General features: G+C 71.8%; 9 protein-coding genes. 2 read left to right on the top strand and 7 right to left on the bottom strand.

The features are described 5' to 3' along the window. Positions 1–40 precede the first annotated feature (40 nt). The gene (locus tag ACIA6T_RS29925; RefSeq protein WP_399449621.1) at positions 41–1,546 is read left to right on the top strand and encodes a serine/threonine-protein kinase; all 1,506 of its coding nucleotides are present in this window, start codon (positions 41–43) and stop codon (positions 1,544–1,546) included. A 56-nt stretch (positions 1,547–1,602) separates the two neighbouring features. On the opposite strand, the gene ACIA6T_RS29920 is transcribed toward ACIA6T_RS29925, so the two are convergent. The 7 genes from ACIA6T_RS29920 to ACIA6T_RS29890 all read right to left on the bottom strand — a co-directional run bounded on the left by ACIA6T_RS29920 (position 1,603) and on the right by ACIA6T_RS29890 (position 15,718). Then, entirely contained in the window at positions 1,603–3,615 is a 2,013-nt protein-coding gene (locus ACIA6T_RS29920) for an N-6 DNA methylase (protein ID WP_399449619.1), read from the bottom strand. Between the two features lie 222 nt (positions 3,616–3,837). Beyond that, on the bottom strand, positions 3,838–5,136 hold the full coding sequence (locus tag ACIA6T_RS29915; RefSeq protein WP_399449618.1) for a TIGR02679 family protein: 1,299 nt from the start codon (positions 5,134–5,136) through the stop codon (positions 3,838–3,840). After that, positions 5,133–9,338, bottom strand: coding sequence for a TIGR02680 family protein (locus tag ACIA6T_RS29910; RefSeq protein ID WP_399449617.1), 4,206 nt, complete (start codon positions 9,336–9,338; stop codon positions 5,133–5,135). Before ACIA6T_RS29910 ends, ACIA6T_RS29915 begins: the two co-directional genes overlap by 4 nt. Then, positions 9,335–10,672, bottom strand: coding sequence for a TIGR02678 family protein (locus tag ACIA6T_RS29905; RefSeq protein ID WP_399449616.1), 1,338 nt, complete (start codon positions 10,670–10,672; stop codon positions 9,335–9,337). Before ACIA6T_RS29905 ends, ACIA6T_RS29910 begins: the two co-directional genes overlap by 4 nt. Further along, complete coding sequence (locus tag ACIA6T_RS29900; protein WP_399449615.1) at positions 10,672–12,366, bottom strand: TIGR02677 family protein; 1,695 nt, start codon at positions 12,364–12,366, stop codon at positions 10,672–10,674. The genes ACIA6T_RS29905 and ACIA6T_RS29900 overlap by 1 nt, the downstream gene beginning before the upstream one ends. Positions 12,367–12,491: 125 nt before the next feature. Beyond that, positions 12,492–13,859: an erythromycin esterase family protein gene (locus ACIA6T_RS29895; protein WP_399449614.1), complete on the bottom strand. Its 1,368-nt coding sequence runs from the start codon at positions 13,857–13,859 to the stop codon at positions 12,492–12,494. Positions 13,860–13,996: 137 nt separating this feature from the next. Then, on the bottom strand, positions 13,997–15,718 hold the full coding sequence (locus ACIA6T_RS29890) for a carbohydrate-binding module family 20 domain-containing protein (protein WP_399449613.1): 1,722 nt from the start codon (positions 15,716–15,718) through the stop codon (positions 13,997–13,999). A gap of 377 nt (positions 15,719–16,095) precedes the next feature. Here ACIA6T_RS29890 and ACIA6T_RS29885 point away from each other — a divergent pair, with 377 nt between their 5' ends. After that, positions 16,096–19,110, top strand: a complete 3,015-nt coding sequence (locus ACIA6T_RS29885; RefSeq protein WP_399449612.1) for a carbohydrate binding domain-containing protein — start codon at positions 16,096–16,098, stop codon at positions 19,108–19,110. The last annotated feature ends 147 nt before the right edge of the window (positions 19,111–19,257 follow it).

Below are 19,257 nucleotides of genomic sequence, written 5' to 3'. Positions count from 1 at the left end.
TTGGACCGGGCCGCAGTTGACCACGGAGGAGGGCAGGACGATGGAGTCCGGGAAGGTGTTCGCCGGGAGATTCGAGATCACGGGCGGCCCGCGCAGCGGAGGAATGGGAAGCGTGTACCGGGCGCTGGACCCGACGACAGGACGGACCGTCGCCGTGAAGTTCCTGGCTCGCACCTTCTGGGAAGGACCGGCCGGCTACGGCGGCGTACGCCCCGGTGCGAACGACTTCAAGCGGTTCGAACGCGAGCGCGCGATGCACGAAAGACTGGGCGGGCAGGGGGTGCCCCGCCTCGTGGGCTACGACTTCGCGTGCGGAAGGCCCTATCTCGTCACGGAGTTCATCGAGGGAAAGAATCTCCGTGACTTCCTCGTCACCCATCGCCCTACGCTGACCGCCACCGTCGCCGTCATCGTCCAGGTGCTCCGCATCCTGACGCGCGTGCACGCCGCCGGCGTCATCCATCGCGATGTCAAGCCGCACAACATCGTTCTGGCCGATGACGGCACTGCGCATCTGGTCGACTTCGGCATCGCTCTTCCGACCGACCCCGATGCGACCCGGCACACCGAGGGCCGGACCCCCGGCAGCATCGGGTACAAAGCTCCGGAGATCATCCTCGGCGAACGCAACCCAGGACCGGCAGCCGACGTCTACGGCGTCGGCTGCACCCTGTTCCGGCTGGTCACCGGGGAGCATGTATTCATGATGAGCAGCCCCGATCACATGATCGAGTGGCACCACTGCGAAACCCCCGCCCCACGCCTGGACGCCTTTGTCGACGGACTCCCGAACAGCCTCGTCGACCTTGCCGCACGGATGCTCGACAAGGATCCCGCCGCCCGTCCCACCGCCGCAGAGGCCGAAACGACCCTTCAGCCGTTCCTTCCACGGCTTGACACCCCGGCCCCACATCCGGTCCTGGTGCCGGACCCCACTGCACCGTTCAGGGCCGGGAACACCACGACGGCCAGCGCGGTCGATGCCCGAGCCCGCCAGGCCGCTGCCGCCGGCCGACGTCGGCCCACAGTGCACCGCCCGTCATCGGTCGGGCCCACCCGAGCCGGTCTGCGATCCCTGATCGCGCAGACAGAGGCCGAACTGACCGAACACGGGCCGGGACCATACGCGCAGCAGCTCGCGCGGTGCCTGCCGGACGCCCGAAACCACTGGGGCGGACGCGACCCGGATGTGCTCCGAGCACTGCTCCTCCGCGCCGACGCCGCCCGGCTCTCGGGGGACTGGCCAGGCGCCGGTTCCCACTACCGTGCGGTGGCGCGCGAGGTGGCGGGAGCCGCCGTGGGAACGACAGAACACGTCCTGGCTCTGGAGGCCCGGATCGGAGCGGCCGAGTGCACCGTTCCGGAAGAGGACGACGCACGCGGTGCCCTGCTCTCCTGGAAACGCGTAGTCCTGGAGGCGTGCGCGCTCCTGCCGGATGTGCCCGACCGGCTCGTACGTCGCTGCCGCGAGGTGGGTCAGGAACTGGCCGAGTGGGGACACGCGACGGTCGTCGAGACGCTGCTCGAAAGGCTGCCCAGCAGCTGATCGAGGACGTGTTCTCCTGGTGTCACGAGTGATGGCCTGTGTCGCATGTCAGGCCCTCATCCACCGGCCAGCCCCCCACCCGCCAACAGCCCGGCGAGAACATCCCCCAGGACTTCACTCACCGAACTCATTTCCGCCGCGGCATGCTGGAACTCGACCAGTTGCCGGTGGATTTCACCATGGCGTCGCTGCTCCTCCAGGGGCAGTCTCAGCGCCCGCAGGCGTCGTACGTCGATGCGGGACGACACCGAGGCATGCGTACCCGCGCGTCGTGCGTTCGAACGCACCCGGAGGCATGCCGCCAGGAAGAACGGATCGAGGCGTTCGGGGTCGACACGCAATCGGTGCAGATGGGGCCCGAGCACTGTGGGTGCCTTGGTCTCCACCCAGGCGTCGTATCCCTGCGTGGCACCCACAACCACCACATCGCCGAATGCGGTGATCGTGAGTTCCCCTTTCCCGTGCAGGCGCTCCACATCCTCGGGAGTCATCCACTGCTGACCACCGTGCCCCTCACCCATGAGCAAAGGGGTGAGAGTCGGCACCGCTTCATCGGGCCGGGGACCACGTTGAACCAAGTCCGCAGGCAAAGGAGTCCCCGCGGCCAGAGTGACCGCACCCGTCTGCTCGAGTTCGGCCACACTCACATCGAGGCGGTCACCCGGCTCACGCACTACGGTGAGCGCGCGGAGCGCCTGGCTACTGTCACGCAACGCCAGCAAAGCAGCGTCGAAATCCGTCCATGACCGGCGTAGATCCACAGCAGTGGCGGCCACCGTGGCAGGCACGTGCCGGGCCGGCGTGAGATCGGTCTCGTCACCGAGCAGGTCCAGCACCGGAACCACGGCCGTCCCCTCAGCCGCGTCGCCTCTGAGTCCAGCCAGTATCCGATCGCGCACGGCGTCCCAGTCCACAGCTTGACCGCGTCCTGTAGCCGGAGTGTGACGACAATCGGCCGTGTCCACGAACAAGGCGGAAGAAGCAGTGTGCCCCCCCGCCGGCGAACCCAACAACCAGAGATGCAGACCCACTCCATAGGGCTGGGCCGCGCCGGCCGGTAGCGCCACCACCATGCGGACCGCACCCGCACGGACGAGCCCGGCCCGGATGCGCCGCCCGGCGCGACGCGAGGCGACGGCCGGCGGCAGCAGCACGACGGCCAGACCCTCCGGACCCAGCAAGGAGAGAATGTGCTGAACCCAAGCCAATTCGGGCTCGGTACGGGGTGGCTGCCCGAATTGCCAGCGTCGGTCGGTGGCGAGTTCGCCGTGGCCCCAGTCCCGCTCATTGGAAGGAGGGTTGCACAGAACCAGGTCCGCATCGGCCTGGGGCAGAGGATCGTCCCGCAGCGTGTCGGCCGCCAGCACCTTGCACTCTGTTTCCGGTGCTTCCAAGGCCAACCAGGCTTCCGCCAACCTCACGAGAACAGAGTCACGGTCATGGCCGACCAGTTCGAGGCCGTCCTCATCCGTCCACCTACGAGCTGCTGCGACGAGCAGCCCTCCGGTGCCGCAAGCCGGATCGACGACAGAACGCACACGTCCCCCGGCCCGCGCCGCCTGCGCGATTTCCGTCATGAGATCAGCGAGGGGAGGCGGAGTCGTGGCGATCTGTCGCACATGCGTGCCGAGCCAGCGCCCCAGGAGAAAAAGAAATCCGCTGCCTCCGCTCTCGCCGTCCTTCCGCGCCAGGCGAAGGGCTTCCTCTGCCAAAGCCCGCTCCGGTCCTGTCGCATCCGATGCGGCGTACTCCGCCGGCATCGCACCGCCCTTGCTCAACTGCATGCCCACATGAGCGATGAGAAGTCCCATGCGGTCCCGGTCACCCAAGTCCTCGATACGAGGCCACAAACGCTCCCAGCCACTGGCGACGGCATCGCCCTTTCCATGCCTGGTCAGCCACTCCTCGACCGAGTCGAGGGAGAACTGCGGACTGGCGTCCGTACCGGCCACCGGGGACGGGAAGTCATCATGCCGCCGACGCCAGTTGCTGACGGCTGCGCGCCCTACACCAGCCAGCCGGGCGATGCCGGCCAGTGTCACGGTCACCGGCTCGTCATGCTGGGCCATGGTGTCCTTCCGGTCTCATGGATGTCTCAATATCGCCGGGCAACGGTACGCCACAGCACCCCGTTTCGCACACATTCTCGCGAGCGATTAATTGACTGAGTTTTCACAGTACCTCGGCAGCAAGAAACGGTCACCAGACCGACGCCGACCTGCGTCACAGGTAGGCAGTGACTGTCGTCGTCACCGAGTCCGCCCACTTTGTTCGCGGGGTGCCTGAACCCTTCAGCCGAGGTCCTCCAGGAGCAGGTCCAGCGCCGCCTCCTCGTGCAGGGCGGTGTCCAGCGCCTCCATGGCGGGAGCCAGTTCCGGGTCCCAGGCGGCCTCCACCGGCGGGCCGGTGAGGGGGAGGTGCGGGGTGCCGTGCAACCGGGCGCGGGTCGCCAGGTGTTCGTAGTCGGGGGCGCGCATGCGCCACGGCTCGGCGGCGTAGCGCCGGATGACGCGGTTGGCGAGGGTGATGCCGGGCCAGTCGAAGTCGCCGTGGTAGGCGAAGGCGCAGCCGGCCGCCGCCAGGGCGTCGAGGAGGGTGAGGACGACCGTCGTCGCGCTGCCCGCGGTGCAGACCAGGGGCGCCGTGCGGGCGGCGTCGGCGGCGGCCTCGACCACGCGGGGGTTCTCGCAGACGTGGACCCGGGTGCCGGGCGGCAACCGCAGGGACAGGGTGCGTAGTTCGCGCAGGGTCAGGTGGGTTTCCCTGTGGTGGTCGGCGCGTTCGCGCAGGGCCGTCTCCTGCCAGGTGCCGCCGGTGGGGCGCAGGCCGTGGGTGAGGACCGTGCTGGAGACCTCGTCCGGGGTGACCGAGGCCGTGCGCCACAGGGCCCGGCGGGCGGGGGCGTCGGTGGGGAAGTCGGTGTCGTGCGCCAGGGCTATGCCCCGGAGGACCAGTCGGGACAGCAGGGTGCCGTCGTCCAGGCCGTGGGCGGAGCCGGTGGCGCGGGTGGCCAGTTCGCCGCGGCCCCAGGAGGCCGGGGCGGGGGACGCGTCGCCGTCCGGGAAGAGGGTCGCCAGGGTGCGGATCGCCTGGGTGACGACCGTGGTCGCGGTGTGCGGGTCCTGACGGGTGAGGGTGCCGCCGCGTCGTAGGTCCTCCAGCCACCGCTCCGTCCAGGGGCGGGACGACAGGGAGGTGGACTCCAGCTCCGTTCGCGCCGTCGACCAGACGCGAGTCCGTTCGGCCGCCGCCGCGTCGCGGATCGCCCTGCGGTCCGTCAGGGGCGGGCCCAGTTCCTCCAGGGTCGCGGCCAGGCCCCGGCCGGCCGCGCTGGCGCGCAGCCGGGCGTCCAGGTCCGGCAGGCGGACGGTGGCGGTGGGGCCGGTGACCGGCCGGGCCAGGAGGAGGGAGAGCGCCTCGCGTTCCGGTGCGTCCAGGTGCTGGAGCCTGAGGACACCGGTCGGCTGGAGGCCGTTGCGTTCGAGGCGGGCACGTACGGCCGTCCAGAGGCGGGTGAGGCCCGGCCGGGTGAGGAAGGCGAGGGCCCCGTCGTCCAGGGGACCCTCGTCGGCGCGTCCGGGGCCGCTCATACCGGCATCAGCCTTCGCTGCCGTCCGTTCCACGTGTAGTGGAGCGTCGCCACGCCCCGTACGTGCGGGTCTCGCAGGCACTCGTAGATGTGCAGGGAGGGCACGTCGGGCCAGTTGCCGATCAGGCGTTCGCTGGTGAGGACGAAGTCGAGGTCCAGGTCGACCAGGATGCGGCCGAGGCGGGCGTGGGTGGGCTCGTCGACCTTGGCGAACGCGTCGTCGAGGAGGATCAGACGGGGGGTGTGCGGGGCGGCGTCGGCGAGGCCGGTGAAGTGCGCCGCCGCCGCGGCGAAGAGGACCAGGTAGGACAGGACCCGTTGTTCGCCCTGGCTCAGGCCGGTGCGGCCGGAGAGCTTGCGGCGGCTGCCGGGGGCCGCGTCGTCCACCACCCAGGGGGTGAAGGTGAACCAGCCGCGGTAGTCCAGGGCGGTGCGCAGGTGGGCCGCGTAACCGGCGGCCGGGTCGGCGCGGCGGGCGTCCTCGATCCGGCGCTGGAGGACGTCGCGGAGCTGCTCGGACTGCTCGCGGGTGCGCAGGCCCGCGGGGCTGCGCAGGAGGTCCACGGCCGCCTTGACGTCCGCCTCCACCCCGTCGGCGAGCTTCCAGTCGAGGGTGACGCCGAGACCGTGCGAGGTGCGGACCGTGGCGAGGGTGGTGTTGAGGGCGGTGACCAGGGCGCCGGCGGCGAGCACCTGTGCGGACAGGTGGTCGCCCAGCTCTCCGGCCAGGAAGCGCTGGAAGACCTCGCTCTCGCGTTCCGTGAGGCGGTCGCGTGCTTCGGCGGCCTCGGCCGCGATGCGCTCGCCGACCCGGGCGACGTCGCTCGGGCCCTGGTCGTTGACGAGCCGGCACAGCTTGATGCCGTCGTGCTCCTCGAGGGTCGCGTCGTAGCCGCCGGAGAGCTGGTCGCGCAGTTCGGTGTGGCGGTTGAGGAGGGCGGTGTCCGAGAGGTCGTGGCGCTCGGCGTCCAGGCCGCGGCGCACGGCGCCGGTCAGCCGGTCCAGTGCGGTGAGGCGCTCCCGCACGTCGTGGTGGACGGGGTCCGGGGACTTCAGGGCGCCTTCGTCCGCTTCGGCGTCGAGCCCCGCCCCGCGCAGCAGACCCGGCAGCGCGAGTGCCGTGCGCAGTCGTCTGCCGCAGGCCAGCACCTCGTCCTCCTGGGCGGCGAGTGCCTCGCGCCGCCTCCTGTCGTCCTCCTCCGCCCGTACGCGCAGATCGTGCACCTCGGCCCGGTCGTCCCGCAGGCGCGGGAGCTGGCGTCCCACGGCGTCCAGGCGGCGCTTCGCCTCGGCCTCGTGGGCGAGGATCTCCTGTTCCGTGGCGCCGAGGGCCTCCTCCAGGGCCCGGACGGTGCGGCGGGCGGTCTCCAGGCGGTCGAGCGGCTCGGCGTAGTCCGTCTCGGCCTCCCGGCGGGCCGCGACGGCGTGCTCGTGGTCCGTCCGGCCGCCGCGGTGGCCTTCGACCGTGTCCAGGACCACGCGCATCCGTCGCCGCAGGTACTGGGTACCGCGTCCGAGGCGGTCCAGGGCGAGGCGGACCGTCTCGAGCGCGGCCGGGTCCGCCGGCAGGTCCTGGGCGTTCGCCGTCGCCTCGGTCTCGCGCCGGGCGGCGACCGCGCGGGCCCGCGCCCGCTGCGCCTCGCGGGCCGCCGTGGACGCCCGCGCGGTGAGGGACGTGACGGCGCCCTCGACCTCGGCGGTACGGGCCCACGCGTCCGTGAGTCCGCGCGGCGAGGGCGGTCTGCGCAGGGTCTCGCCGGCCCGGTCGCGGTGGTCGGTGAGGGCGCGCAGGGCCTGCCGGCGCTCCTCCAGCGTGGCGTCCGCGTCGGCCAGCCGGCGGTCGAGGTCCGCCAGTGCCCGGCGGCGGGTCTCCGCGCGGACCTCCGCGCCCACGTACTCGGCGGCCTGCTTGAGGTGGCGGCCGCGGGCGACGCCGAGCCGCCAGGAGCCGTCGGCGCCGGCCGCGGTGTGCGCACCGGTGTCCGCGGCGGTGTGCGGGTCGGTGTGCGGGGCGGCGGCGTCCTCGGCGAGGGCCACCGACTCCAGCAGGCGCTGGACCTGTTCCGCCGTCACGCCGCTGTCCGGTGCGTCGACCGGCCGCAGCACGCGGGTGAGCGACGGCCCCGCGACCGGGGCTCCCGGGACCAGGAGGGTGTCGTGCGTGGCCGGGTCGAGGGCCGTACCGTCGGCGTGCACCCAGGCGTCGAGCAGGCCGCTCGCCTCCAGCGCGGCCTCCACTCCCGCCCGCGCGTCCGGGGGCAGGCCGGGGACGAAGTCCACCAGGCGGTACAGGGGCGCCCCGGTGCCGGGGGCGCGGAGGGCCGCGCGGTGCGGCGGGGGCGGGGGCTCGGGGTCGGCACGGCGTTCCCACTCCTCGCGCCGGCGGCGGAGGTCGTCCCGCTCGGTCTCCAGCGCGCGGACGGCCAGGGCGAGGGTGTCGCGTTCCTCGCCCAGGGCCGCCAGCCACGGTTCCACGGCGGAGCGGGCCGTCTCCGCCACCTCGTCGGGGGTGCGGGCGGACAGTGGTCCGTCGGACGGGTCGTGTGCGAGCGGGGCGAGCACCTCGTCCAGGGGCAGCCCGGTGAGCTCGCGCAGCCGCCCGGTCCAGGCTCCGGCCTCCTCCGCGTAGGTCTTCGACGCGTGGGCCGTCTCCCGCCGGCACTGCTCCGCCCGGGTGCGGGCGTGCTCCACCTGGTCCTCCAGGTGCTCGCGCGCGGCGTCGGCCTCGTCCGCCTCGCGCCGGGCCTCGTTCGACCGTTCGATGAGGGCGGCCAGTTCGGTGACGAACCGGACCCGGTTCCTGATCACCGGCTGTACGGCGTCGAGCCGGGCGTCCCAGGCGTGCAGCGCGGTGGCGCAGATCCCGGTGTCGACCGCCCGCACCTCACTGTGCCGGACCAGGTGGAAGTCGCCGTCCGGGGCGGTCAGTTGCACCGTGGTGGCCGGTGCGACCGGGGCGGCCGGCGTCGCGACGGGCTCCCCGAGGTGCACGGGGTCCAGCCCGGCCCGTTCGGCTTCCCGTACCGACTCGGCGTGGGCGGTGCTCAGGTCGACCAGCTCCGCGCCGAGCCGCGCGGCCTCGGCGGTGAGGCGCCGCCCCGCCTCCTCCTCGCCCAGGTGTGCCTGGCGTACGGCCCGGAACGCGGCGCCGGCCGCGCTGTGCAGGGCGGTGACGGTGGCGCGTTTCTCCCCCAGTTCCCGCAGACTGCGGTAGCCGGCGCTCGCGTGCAGTGCGGCCAGGTCCGTCCCGGCCGCTTCCCGCTCCGCCACGAGGCGGTCGATGCGGGCGTCGAGATCCCGTTCGCGCCCGCGGAGTTCCTCCGCCGTGCGGGCGGCGTCGCCCGCGGCCCTGCGGTGCTCCCTGAGCCGCTCCAGTTCCGCGCCGGCCCGGTCCGTACGGCGGCGCAGCGCCCCGTGGAGGTAGCCGCGGTAGCCGGTGAGGAAGGTGCGCAGTGCCCGGTCGGTGCGTTCGAGGCGTCCGAGGTGGGCCCGGACGGAGTCCAGGTCGTCCAGGCTGCGGGCCACCTTCTCGACGACCTCGTCGTCGAGGGCGGGCAGGGTCTCGGCGAGGACCTGGACGAGTCCGCCGGAGTCGATGCGGTCGCCGATGGTGGGGCGGCGCAGCCGGTGCAGGAGGTGGAGCAGGTTGCGGTAGCGCGCCGGGTCGGTGAGGCCGAACAGGTCGCGGGCGACCCTGGCCCGGTGCTCGACGGCGCGGTCGGTGACGTTCTCCGGGCCGACCAGCGTCTTCAGCCGGTCCACGGGGAGGGGCTGGCCGGCGGGGGCGAGGTCGAGGTCCTCGCCGACCCGCAGCCGGGTGGTGAAGAAGAAGGGCCTCGCCGTCCGGGTCGACTGCGACGCGCGGACGGCCGCGCCGACGGTCAGGTGCTGCTCGTCGCCCTCCTCGTCCGTGCGCGCGAACTCCAGCCACAGGTAGCCCAGCCGGTTGGTCCGGGCGAAGCCGTCGAGCATGAGCCAGGCCAGGGTGGTGCGTCCGGTTCCCGTGGCGTCCAGCGCGCGGGCGTCGCCGTCGAGGAGGTAGGGCAGCAGCATCTCCAGGGCCTTGGACTTGCCGGCGCCGTTCTTGCCGCGCAGCAGCAGGCGGCCCTCGCCGAAGGTGAACTCCTGGTGGTCGTACTGCCACACGTTCCGGATGCCCGCGCGGTGCAGTCGGTAGCGGTGCGGGGACGGCGGGCGGTTCATCGGGGCGGCTCCTTGCCGGGGTCGTCCGTCGGGGAGGGGGCGGTACGCGGGGTGAGCGCCACCGTGGTGGCGTAGCGGGCGGCCGCGGCGAGCAGGATCCAGCCACTGCCGGCGGGGCCCTGGCCGCGTGCGCCCGAGACGTCGGTGACGGAGCGGCCGTCGGTGGCCGTCCCGTCGTACTCCTCGGGCAGGCCGTGGCCGTCCGCGCGGACGGGTCCCGCGGGCGCGATCAGGCGCATCCGGGCGAGGAGGTCGAGCACGGCGTCGAGGAATCCGTCCCGGTCCTCCAGGTGGCCGCGCTGCCAGGCGCCGCGCCTGCCGTACTCCTCGATCAGCTCGTCGAGCAGGCCGGGCAGCAGTCCGTCCGGGACGGGTACGCCGACGACGAGCCGGCCGCCGACCGCCGGATGGCCCGCCTCTTCGGGGCGCAGCCGGTCGACGAGGCGCTCCACGAGGAGCAGCGCGGCCTGGGCGACCGTGCCGGTGCCGGGGAAGCGCAGGTCGGTGAGTTCGTCGTCCGTGTCGATCAGCGCGATGCCCTCGGCGCGGATCTCGGCCTCCAGGCCGAGCAGTTCGGAGAATGCCTGCGCCTCGCGCCGCTGCCGGGTGCGCAGCCAATCGCGTTCGGCGTCGGTGAGGTCGTCGAGGTGGACGACGGGGGTCTCGACGAGACGGCGGCGGACGTACGTACGGGGCCCTCCGAAGCCGGGGTCGGCGGCCCGGCGCACGAGGTCCGCGCCGTCGCGGCTCCGGTTGAGCGGGCCGGCGACGACGGCGCGCGCGATGTCGCGGTCCACGGTGAGCAGCGCCTCCCCGGCCCGTTCCTCGGCGACGGCCGTCACCTGGCCCTCGGTCTCCACCAGGACGCCCCAGTCGACGAGCTGCCGCAGGGCGGCCGCCAGGGTCCGCCGTTCGGCCTGCCGTCCGGTGTCGGTGATCTCGATTCCGGCGTCGACGGCCGCGGCGCGCAGGTCGGCGACGAGCTGGGAGAGCAGGAGCTGTTCCGGGGCGGTGACGAGGACGGACAGGGCCAGGGCCAGGTAGGCGTACGTCCGCGGGGTGAACGGCGTGCCGGTCGACGGCCGCTGAAGGCGGTGGCCCGAGCCGGGGCCGAGGCCCGCCTTGAACAGCCTGGCGTAGGAGGCCTCGACCAGCAGGCGGTAGCCGAACACCTGCTGGAAGCGCTGGGCGAGCCAGTCGGCGTGGCGGCGGATCAGGGGGAACGTGTCGCTGTGCGGTCCGGTGCTGGTGACCAGGGGGTGGGCCAGCAGGAGCCGGGCGGCGGTGCGGCGCTCGGCCGCGAGGGCGACGTCGTGGGCGGAGGGCAGGGGCATCAGGCGCTCGCCTCCCCGGCCTCGGGCGTCGGCTCTCCCACCTTGGGCGTCGGCTCTCCCACCGCGGGCGTCGGCTCTCCCACCGCGGGCGTCGGCTCTCCCACCGCGGGCGTCGGCTCTCCCACCGCGGGCGCGGAGGTGCTCTCGACGGCCACGGTGAGGTCGTCCGCGGTCAGGTCGCCGTCCACGGACCGCAGGACGGTGGACCGGCCGGGCGTGCGCCACGCGGTCAGCCGGATGCCGAGGTCCGCGTCGGCCGCCTGTGCGCCGTGGAGCAGGAAGCCGTCCGCGTCCTGGTGCGGCCGGGCGTTGCCGAGGGCGGTGGTGAGCAGTTCCAGCAGCAGGCGCATGGCCGGGGCGCCGAGGCGCACCTGGTCGAACCGGCCGGAGGCGCTGCGCAGTTCGTCGGCCGCCGACCGGCGGGCCGCGGCCTGCCGCCGGGCCTGCTCCATGAGGCGGTGCTTCTGCTCGGAGTGGTCCTCGGCCGCCGCCGCGCGTCCGCGCGGGGTCCGGCTGCCGCGCTCGCGCAGGGCCACCGGCACGTCCACCACGGGCCCGGTCCACCAGCTCACGTAGGCCGGCACGGACCCGTCGGGGTCCGGCGCGACTCCCAGGTGGCGGGCGCCGTAGAGGCCGAAGGCGGCGACCGCCAGGTCGTGGGCCTCCTCCGGCTCCGCGGCGTCGAACCAGGCCGCCAGCCGCAGCAGGTCCTTGCGTCGGGACATCTCGCCGGAGGCCGAGCGCAGCATCCGCTTGGCGTTGGCGAGGAGGGAGTGCAGGGCGCGCAGGGTGGCGTCCCGCAGCTGGTCCACCTGGCTGGAGTGCGCTCCGCCGGTGGCGAACCACTCGCGCAGTCCCTCCCAGTCCGCCAGGTCCCGGCCGCGGCTGCGCTGCACCCGGGTCTCGGGCAGTGCGCCGGCGAGTGCTCCGATGCCCGCCGTGTGCTCGTCGATGCGGGCGAGCAGCGCGGGCAGGTGGGGCCGGACGGCGTCCAGGTGGGCGGCGATGCGCGGGGCCCGGAAGGAGACGTCCTCGGTGATGGCCTGCACGTAGTCGAGCAGCAGTTCCTTGAACCCCTGGTACTCGGCCGAGTCGAGGTCGTAGCGTGCCAGCACCTGGCCCAGGTAGGCGTAGAAGTCGCGGACGGAATCGGCGAAGCCGGTGAACTGGACGAAGAGGGTGCTGATCCGCTCCAGCGCCTGCTGCGGGTCCGCGCCGCCCGGCGCCGCGGCCATGGCGGCGATCTCGCGCAGACCGCGGTCGACCAGGGCCAGCAGCTCGCTGCTCACCTCGCGGGCCGCGTCCGCCCCGGACAGCACCTCGTCCGCGTCGCGCTGCACCCGCTCCCCCAGCTTGGAGAGCTGGTAGCGGGAGCGGGAGCGCTGGTACTCGGAGATGCTCGTCGCCCTGACGGTATGGGTGCTGCGCAGCAGGTTGCCCCAGCGCACGAGCTCCTCGAGCCTGCGGGTGAGCGTCTCCGCGTCCGGTACCGCCTGCGGGCCACCGCGCTCGGCCAGCTTGCCGATCAGGTCGGGTACGGACAGGTCCGCCAGCAGCGTGCCGCAGAACACGCGCATCACCGCGATGTACTCCAGACGCTCGGGCGCGCTGAGATAGGCGTACGCGCTGAGCCGCTGCCAGTCGTCCGCGTCCGTCTCCCGCCCCTGCGGTGCGTTTCCTTCTTTCCCCTCCACACCGTCGAGACTACGGACCGCCACTGACAGCGTGCAGCGGGGTGGGGGAGGACCGACCGATCAGGCGCCCTGTTCGATCACATACGGGCATGATCGGTATTTTTCGTGTCGGGTCCGGTCGGGAATCAGGGGCTGCCCAGGTACGTGGTCGCCTCGACCTCGTTCAGATGGATGAGGATGTCGTGGGCCTTGCCGAGGGCGATCCGGTACTCCATGGGGTCGGGCCAGCCGGCGCCGATGTTCCAGGTGGGGCGCGGTTCGGACAGCCAGGTGCGCAGGGAGCGGGGGACGGTGCGCAGGTCCAGGACGTAGTCGCGTGGGCGGGCCCGGTCCAGGGTGTGTTCGTTGGAGCCCGGCTTCGCGGCGTCCACGCGGTAGGTGCGGATCACGTCGTCGTCCGTGCCGAACGCCTTGAAGGCGCCGCTGTGGAAGGTGAAGCCGATGCTGACGTAGTCGCCGCCCAGCGTGTCGCGCAGGAAGGCTCCCTGGGTCTTCGGGTAGCGCGGGTCGAAGGCGTCGTAGGAGACGTGGGTGTTGTGGGCGGACAGCAGGATCCGGTCGCCGGTGTGCCGGTGCCACCAGGCCGTGTTCTCGGCCATCACCCGGTCGCGGTACCTCATCATCTCCGTGGCCTGGGCCTCGTCGGTGATGTCGTAGGAGTAGCCCTCGGCCATCTGGTGGACGGCCCGGGCGTGCTGGACCGCCCAGAGGTGTTCCTGCCGGCTCGTGCCGGGGGCCGGGGGCTGTTTCCGGAGCAGTTCGAGGACCTTCCGGGTGCGCTCGGCGCGCTTCTCGCGTTCCACCAGGGGCAGTTCGAGGTAACGCTCCAGGTAGGTGGCGGCGTCGGTGGTCGGGGCGAGGCCGTCGTAGAGGGCGGTGACGCGTGACCGCAGGCGCGGGTGGGCGCGGGCCACGTGGTCCGTCACCCGCCGGTACAGCTCCGGTCCGGCGTAGCCCATGTCGTTGCCCGTGAAGCGCACCGGGTCGGTGGGGTGGTGGCGGTTGTAGGCGCGCATCCACTCGATGAGGTTCAGGTAGTCCGCGTTGTTCCAGATGCGGTAGGAGCCCTGGAACTCCTCACGTGCTATGCGGGTGAGGTCGCCCCTGCCGTACAGCACGTACTCGTCGACGCGGACGCCGCTGCTCCAGGGCAGTTCCAGGGAGAAGGAGCGGAAGCCCTTCCGCTCGACCAGGTGGCGCAGGACCCGGTGCTTCATCCGGAAGAAGTCCCGGGAGCCGTGGGTGGCCTCGCCCAGGCCCACCACCTCGGCGTCCCCCACCATGCGGCCCAGCACGTCCAAGTCCCGCAGGCTGCCTTCGGGGTCTGTGCTCCTCAGTGTGTGGGCGCTGCGCTCGATCGCGTCGACCACGTTCGTCACGGTCCGGGCGGAAGGGTGCTTCGGTGTGCCCCCGGCAGCCGGGGTGGCAACCGCCACGGCACCCAGGGAGAGGAGGAGGGCCGAGGAGAGTACTGCCGCCTTGCGTGGTGTCATGCCAGTAGGTTTCCGCGTACGCCACCACCCGCGCCAACCCCCGTACTGCCCACCTCCCGGTACCGCAGGCACTACCGGACCGGGCCCGCGAGGGAGAGGCGGGGCCGGTCCGGTGCGGCGGCGGGACGCGAGGAACGTCAGCCGCGCCAGGTGTCGTCGAGGGTGGTCCGGGTCGAGGTGACGGTCGCGGTGCGGTTGGCGCCGCTCTCCCAGGTCACGTTCCCCGCCTCGTCCTTGCGGAGGTACTTGTACTCGAAGGACGTGCCTTCGGGGAGTTCCACGTCCAGCTTCCACACCGGGTAGGCGGCCGGGTCGAGCTCGAGGGCGCCGCCCGGGTTCCAGTCGCCGAGTTCCGGACGGTTGCCGGTCACGTAGATGTTCTGGCCCCAGCTGGTGGTGGCGTTGACGGCGAAGGAGACGCCGGAGGTCACCGGGTCAGGATCGGGGTCGGTGCCCCCGTCGCAGTTCCGGGCGCCCGCGTGCAGGGCCAGGGCCGTGCCGGCGCCGAGGGTGGCGGTGAACCGGCCGGACCCGTCGACGGTGACGCCCTTGCCGGACTGGACGTCGCAGTAGTCGCCGGCGGGCAGTGAGGTCTGGAAGGTGCGCGTCAGCGAGGAGCCTTCGTGGTTGATGGCGACGTACGCCTTGGAGCCGCGTCCGAAGGCGATCCGGTCGCCGCCGTTGTCCCACCAGTCGGTCACGGCCTGGCCGCGGGCGGTGTTGCGGAAGCCGACCATGGAGGAGATCTCGCGCCAGTCGTGCTGGCACTTCCAGCCGTCGCTGTGACAGGCGTTCACCTGGCCACCGTTCGGCGGGCCGGCGTCGCGGTCGGTGAACTCGTAGCCGGAGTGGACGTCGGGGCTGCCGTAGGGCCAGGCCAGCATGAAGACGTGGGCCAGGGTGTAGCTCGCGCCGTCCTTGTAGCTGAGGGTGTCGCCGCCGCGCTCGGTGTCGTGGTTGGCGACGAAGACGTCGGACTCGTCCGAGGGCATATAGCCCCAGCTCTCGCCGAAGTTCTTCAGGTACGCGAGGTTCTCGCCGGTGAAGATCCGCTTGAGGTCGCGTGCGTAGCGGAACTCCTGGACGTCGCCGCTGCCGAGGTACTCGGACGGGGAGACGGCCTCGCCCGCGCCGTGGATGGCCTCGTGCTTCCAGTACACGTTCGGATCGCCGAGCCGGGACTTGATGTCGGCCAGGTCGCCGGCGGCCATGTGCTTGGCCGCGTCGATCCGGAAGCCGTCGACGCCCAGGGACAGCAGGTCGTCGAGGTAACCGGCGATCTTCCCCCGTACGTGGTCCTCGCCGGTGTCCAGGTCGGCGAGGCCGACCAGCTCGCACTCCTGGACGTTGAAGCGGTCGCCGTAGTTGCTGATCCGCGAGGTGCAGTTGTCGAAGTCCGGCGCCGAGTAGATGCCCGGGTAGTCGTACTTGGTGTACGAGGAGCCGCCGGTCCCGGTGCCGTTGCCGGCCGACATGTGGTTGACGACCGAGTCGGCGATGACCTTCACACCCGCCGCGTGACACGTGTCGACCATGCCCTTGAACTGCCCCCGGTCACCGAGGCGGCCCGCGATCTCGTAGCTCACCGGCTGGTAGGAGGTCCACCACTGCCCGCCCTGGATGTGCTCCTGCGGCGGGGAGACCTGGACGAAGCCGTAGCCGGCCGGGCCGAGGGTGTCGGTGCACGCCTTGGCCACCGAGTCGAACTTCCACTCGAACATCACCGCGGTGACGTCCTTGTCGCCGGGCGGGGCCGCCTGCGCCGGTGCCGCGGCGGTGAGGAGGCCGCCGGCCACGCCGGCGGTGAGGGCGAGCGCCGCGGCGGTGGTTCTGCGTGCTCTGCTGGTACTCCGGTGCATGGAGTCTCCCGTGTGAGGATGCGGGTGTCCCGGGTGCCGGCCGACGGGTGACCGGGGAGTCGGCCCACCCTTGCAATGGCTTGCAGAAAGATGACTGCAAGATGTTGCGGTCGTGACCGTAAGGGCAACGTTCAATTACGGTCAACCCCTCCGACGCCCCCTCCGCCCTGGGTCCATGACGTGGCGTCAGGCGGCCTGCGAAGCGGGCACGTTCAGGGGCGGTACGGCGGAAAGTTGAAGCGAGACCCCTTTACGGCGCTGTTCCACGCCGGTAACTTGCCGCCACCGTAAGAGCTTTCTGCAATTTTCCGTTCGGACTTTCACAGTCCGGGGCGCTCCCCCTGCGGCCCCGCCGCCCGCCTTCTCTGGAGACACGCATGAGACGCACCCGCACACGGCTGCCCGGACGGCCGTCGGCCGCAGCCGTGGCCGTCGGCGCCGTCCTGGGGCTGCTTTCCGTCCCGTCGGCCGCCACCCCCTCCCCCGGGAACGTCCCCTCCCCCGGGACCGTCCCCGCCGCCGCCACGGCCGACGACACGGCGACCGTCTTCTACTACACGAAGACGAAGAACTGGGACCGGTACAACCTGCACTACGCGCCCGACGGCGGTTCCTGGACCTCGGCCCCCGGCGTGGCGATGGAGACCGCCTGCACCGACTGGGTGAAGAAGACGGTCACCCTGGGTACGGCGGAGGGCCTGCAGGCCACCTTCAACGACGGCTCGGACACCTGGGACAACAACTCCGGCGAGAACTACGCCCTCGGCACGGGGAACATCACGGTCAAGGACGGCGTGATCGCCCATTCCGACCCCTGCGCCGGCGGCGAGGACCCGGACCCGACGCCGGGGGACGGCAACCGGGCCACCGTCTACTACTCCACCCGGACCCTCGGCTGGACCACCGCCAACATCCACTACCAGCCGGCGGGCGGTTCGTGGACCACCGTGCCGGGGGCCGGCATGCAGGCCGCGTGCGCGGGCTGGTGGAAGAAGGACGTCGACCTCGGCACGGCCACCTCGATGAAGGCCGCGTTCAACAACGGCAACGGTGTGTGGGACAACAACAAGGGCGCCGACTACACCCTGCCCACCGGCGTCACCACCGTCTCCGACAACACGGTCACCGAGGACGCCGACGACCCGTGTGCCGACGAGGTGCCCGACACGCAGGCGCCGACCGCCCCGGCCGGGGTGACCGCCCGGGCGGACGGCGTGTCCGTCGTGCTGACCTGGGAGCCGTCCACCGACGACACGGGCGTCACCACGTACCAGGTCACCCGCACCGGCGGGACCGAGGGCGACGTCGTGACCGACGTCGGCTCGACCGTCCTCTCCGACACGGACCTGGAGGAGAGGACCGCCTACACCTACACCGTCCGGGCCGTGGACGCCGCCGGCAACGTCTCCGCGGCCTCGGCCGCCGCGACGGCGACCACCGGCACGAAGCCGCCGACACCCGCCGCCGGCAAGCCTCTTGCCACCGACCCGCGCAAGGACCCGATCTACTTCGTCCTCACCGCCCGCTTCAACGACGGCGACGGCTCCAATAACCGCGGCGGCAGCCAGCACGAGAAGTCCGGCAACGCGGCCAACGAGGACCCCATGTTCCGGGGCGACTTCAAGGGCCTGGTCGACAAGCTCGACTACATCAAGGGCCTGGGCTTCTCCGCCGTGTGGATCACCCCGGTGGTCCTCAACCGCTCGGACTACGACTACCACGGCTACCACGGCTACGACTTCTACAAGGTCGACCCGCGCCTGGAGTCCGCCGGCGCCTCCTACCAGGACCTCATCGACGCGGCCCACGCCAAGGGCATGAAGATCTACCAGGACGTCGTCTACAACCACTCCTCCCGCTGGGGCGCCAAGGGCCTGTTCACCCCGACCGTCTACGGTGTGCGCGACTCCCAGTGGAGCTGGTACTACGACGAGAAACAGCCCGGGTTCGAGTACGACGGCCTGACCGTCGACCCCAGGAGCGGCAAGTCCTACTACAACGGCGACCTGTGGTCCACCGCCGAGCCGTCCGGCAACACCTGTGTCAACTGGGGCACGCCCACCGGCGCCAAGAGCCCCGAGGGCTACACCCTCTACAACTGCCAGTGGCCCAGCCCGACGTCCGGCATGTTCCCCAAGGCGCTCTACCACAACTGCTGGATCGGCAACTGGGAGGGCGAGGACTCCCGTTCCTGCTGGCTGCACGAGGACCTCGCCGACTTCGACACCGAGAACGCGCAGGTGCAGAACTACCTGATCGGCGCGTACGACAAGTACATCGACATGGGCGTCGACGGCTTCCGCGTCGACACGGCCGTGCACATCCCGCGCACCACCTGGAACCGCCGCTTCCTGCCCGCGATCCAGGAGCGCGTCACCCAGCAGCACGGCGCCGAGGCGGCGAAGAACTTCTTCGTCTTCGGCGAGGTCGCCGCCTTCGTCAACGACAAGTGGAACCGGGGCTCGGTCAACCACTCCGCGCAGTTCTACACATGGAAGGAGCGCAAGGAGTACAGCGCCGACGACGCGAAGGCGGCCCTGGAGATGTACGAGTACGAGCAGCAGCAGGGGACGGGGAACCAGCCCACGTCCACCAACGCCTTCCTCGACGGCAACACGTACCACGCCCCGGACCACAGCCGCTTCTCCGGCATGAACGTCATCGACATGCGCATGCACATGAACTTCGGTGACGCGAGCAACGCCTTCCACAACGGCAAGGACTCCGACGACAGTTACCACGACGCCACGTACAACGTCGTCTACGTCGACAGTCACGACTACGGGCCCAACAAGAGCAGCGAACGCTACACGGGCGGCACCGACGCCTGGGCCGAGAACATGTCGCTGATGTGGACGTTCCGCGGCATCCCCACCCTCTACTACGGCTCGGAGATCGAGTTCCGGAAGGGCAGGAAGATCGACTGCGGCCCGAGTTGTCCGCTGGCCACGACCGGCCGGGCGTACTACGGCGCCCACGTCGCCGGCGAGGTGAGGGCCTCCGGCTTCTCCGAGGTCGACTCGGCCACCGGCGCCGTCGCCACGACGCTGGAACAGCCGCTGGTCAAGCACGTACAGCGGCTGAACCAGATCCGCCGGGGCGTCCCCGCACTGCAGACGGGCCAGTACTCCACGGACGGCATCACCGGTGACATGGCCTTCAAGCGGCGCTACACCGCGGGCGGCACGGACAGCTTCGCCCTCGTCACCGTCTCGGGCGGGGCGGCCTACACCGGCATTCCTAACGGCACCTACCGGGACGCGGTCACCGGCGACACCCGGACCGTCACCGACGGCAGCCTCACGGTGGCCGCGCCCGGGAAGGGGAACCTGCGGGTGTACGTGCTGAACGGCGGCGGGAAGATCGGGGCCGACGGTCCCTACCTGAAATAGGCGAGCGGATCTCTCCGACCGTGGGGGGGGGGGGGGGGGGCCGCGGGGCCCCGCGCCCCGACCCGCCAGGGGCCCTGGGGGGCGGGGGTAAATTTTATAAAAGAAAAACCCAGCGCCACGGAACCCCCCCCCACGGGACAAGATAAA

The sequence above is a fragment of the Streptomyces sp. NPDC051740 genome, assembly GCF_044453165.1.
Classification (GTDB): Bacteria; Actinomycetota; Actinomycetes; order Streptomycetales; family Streptomycetaceae; genus Streptomyces; species Streptomyces atrovirens.
The sequence above is the reverse complement of the archived record's forward strand: the minus strand, read 5'-3'. Positions and strand labels throughout refer to the sequence as shown.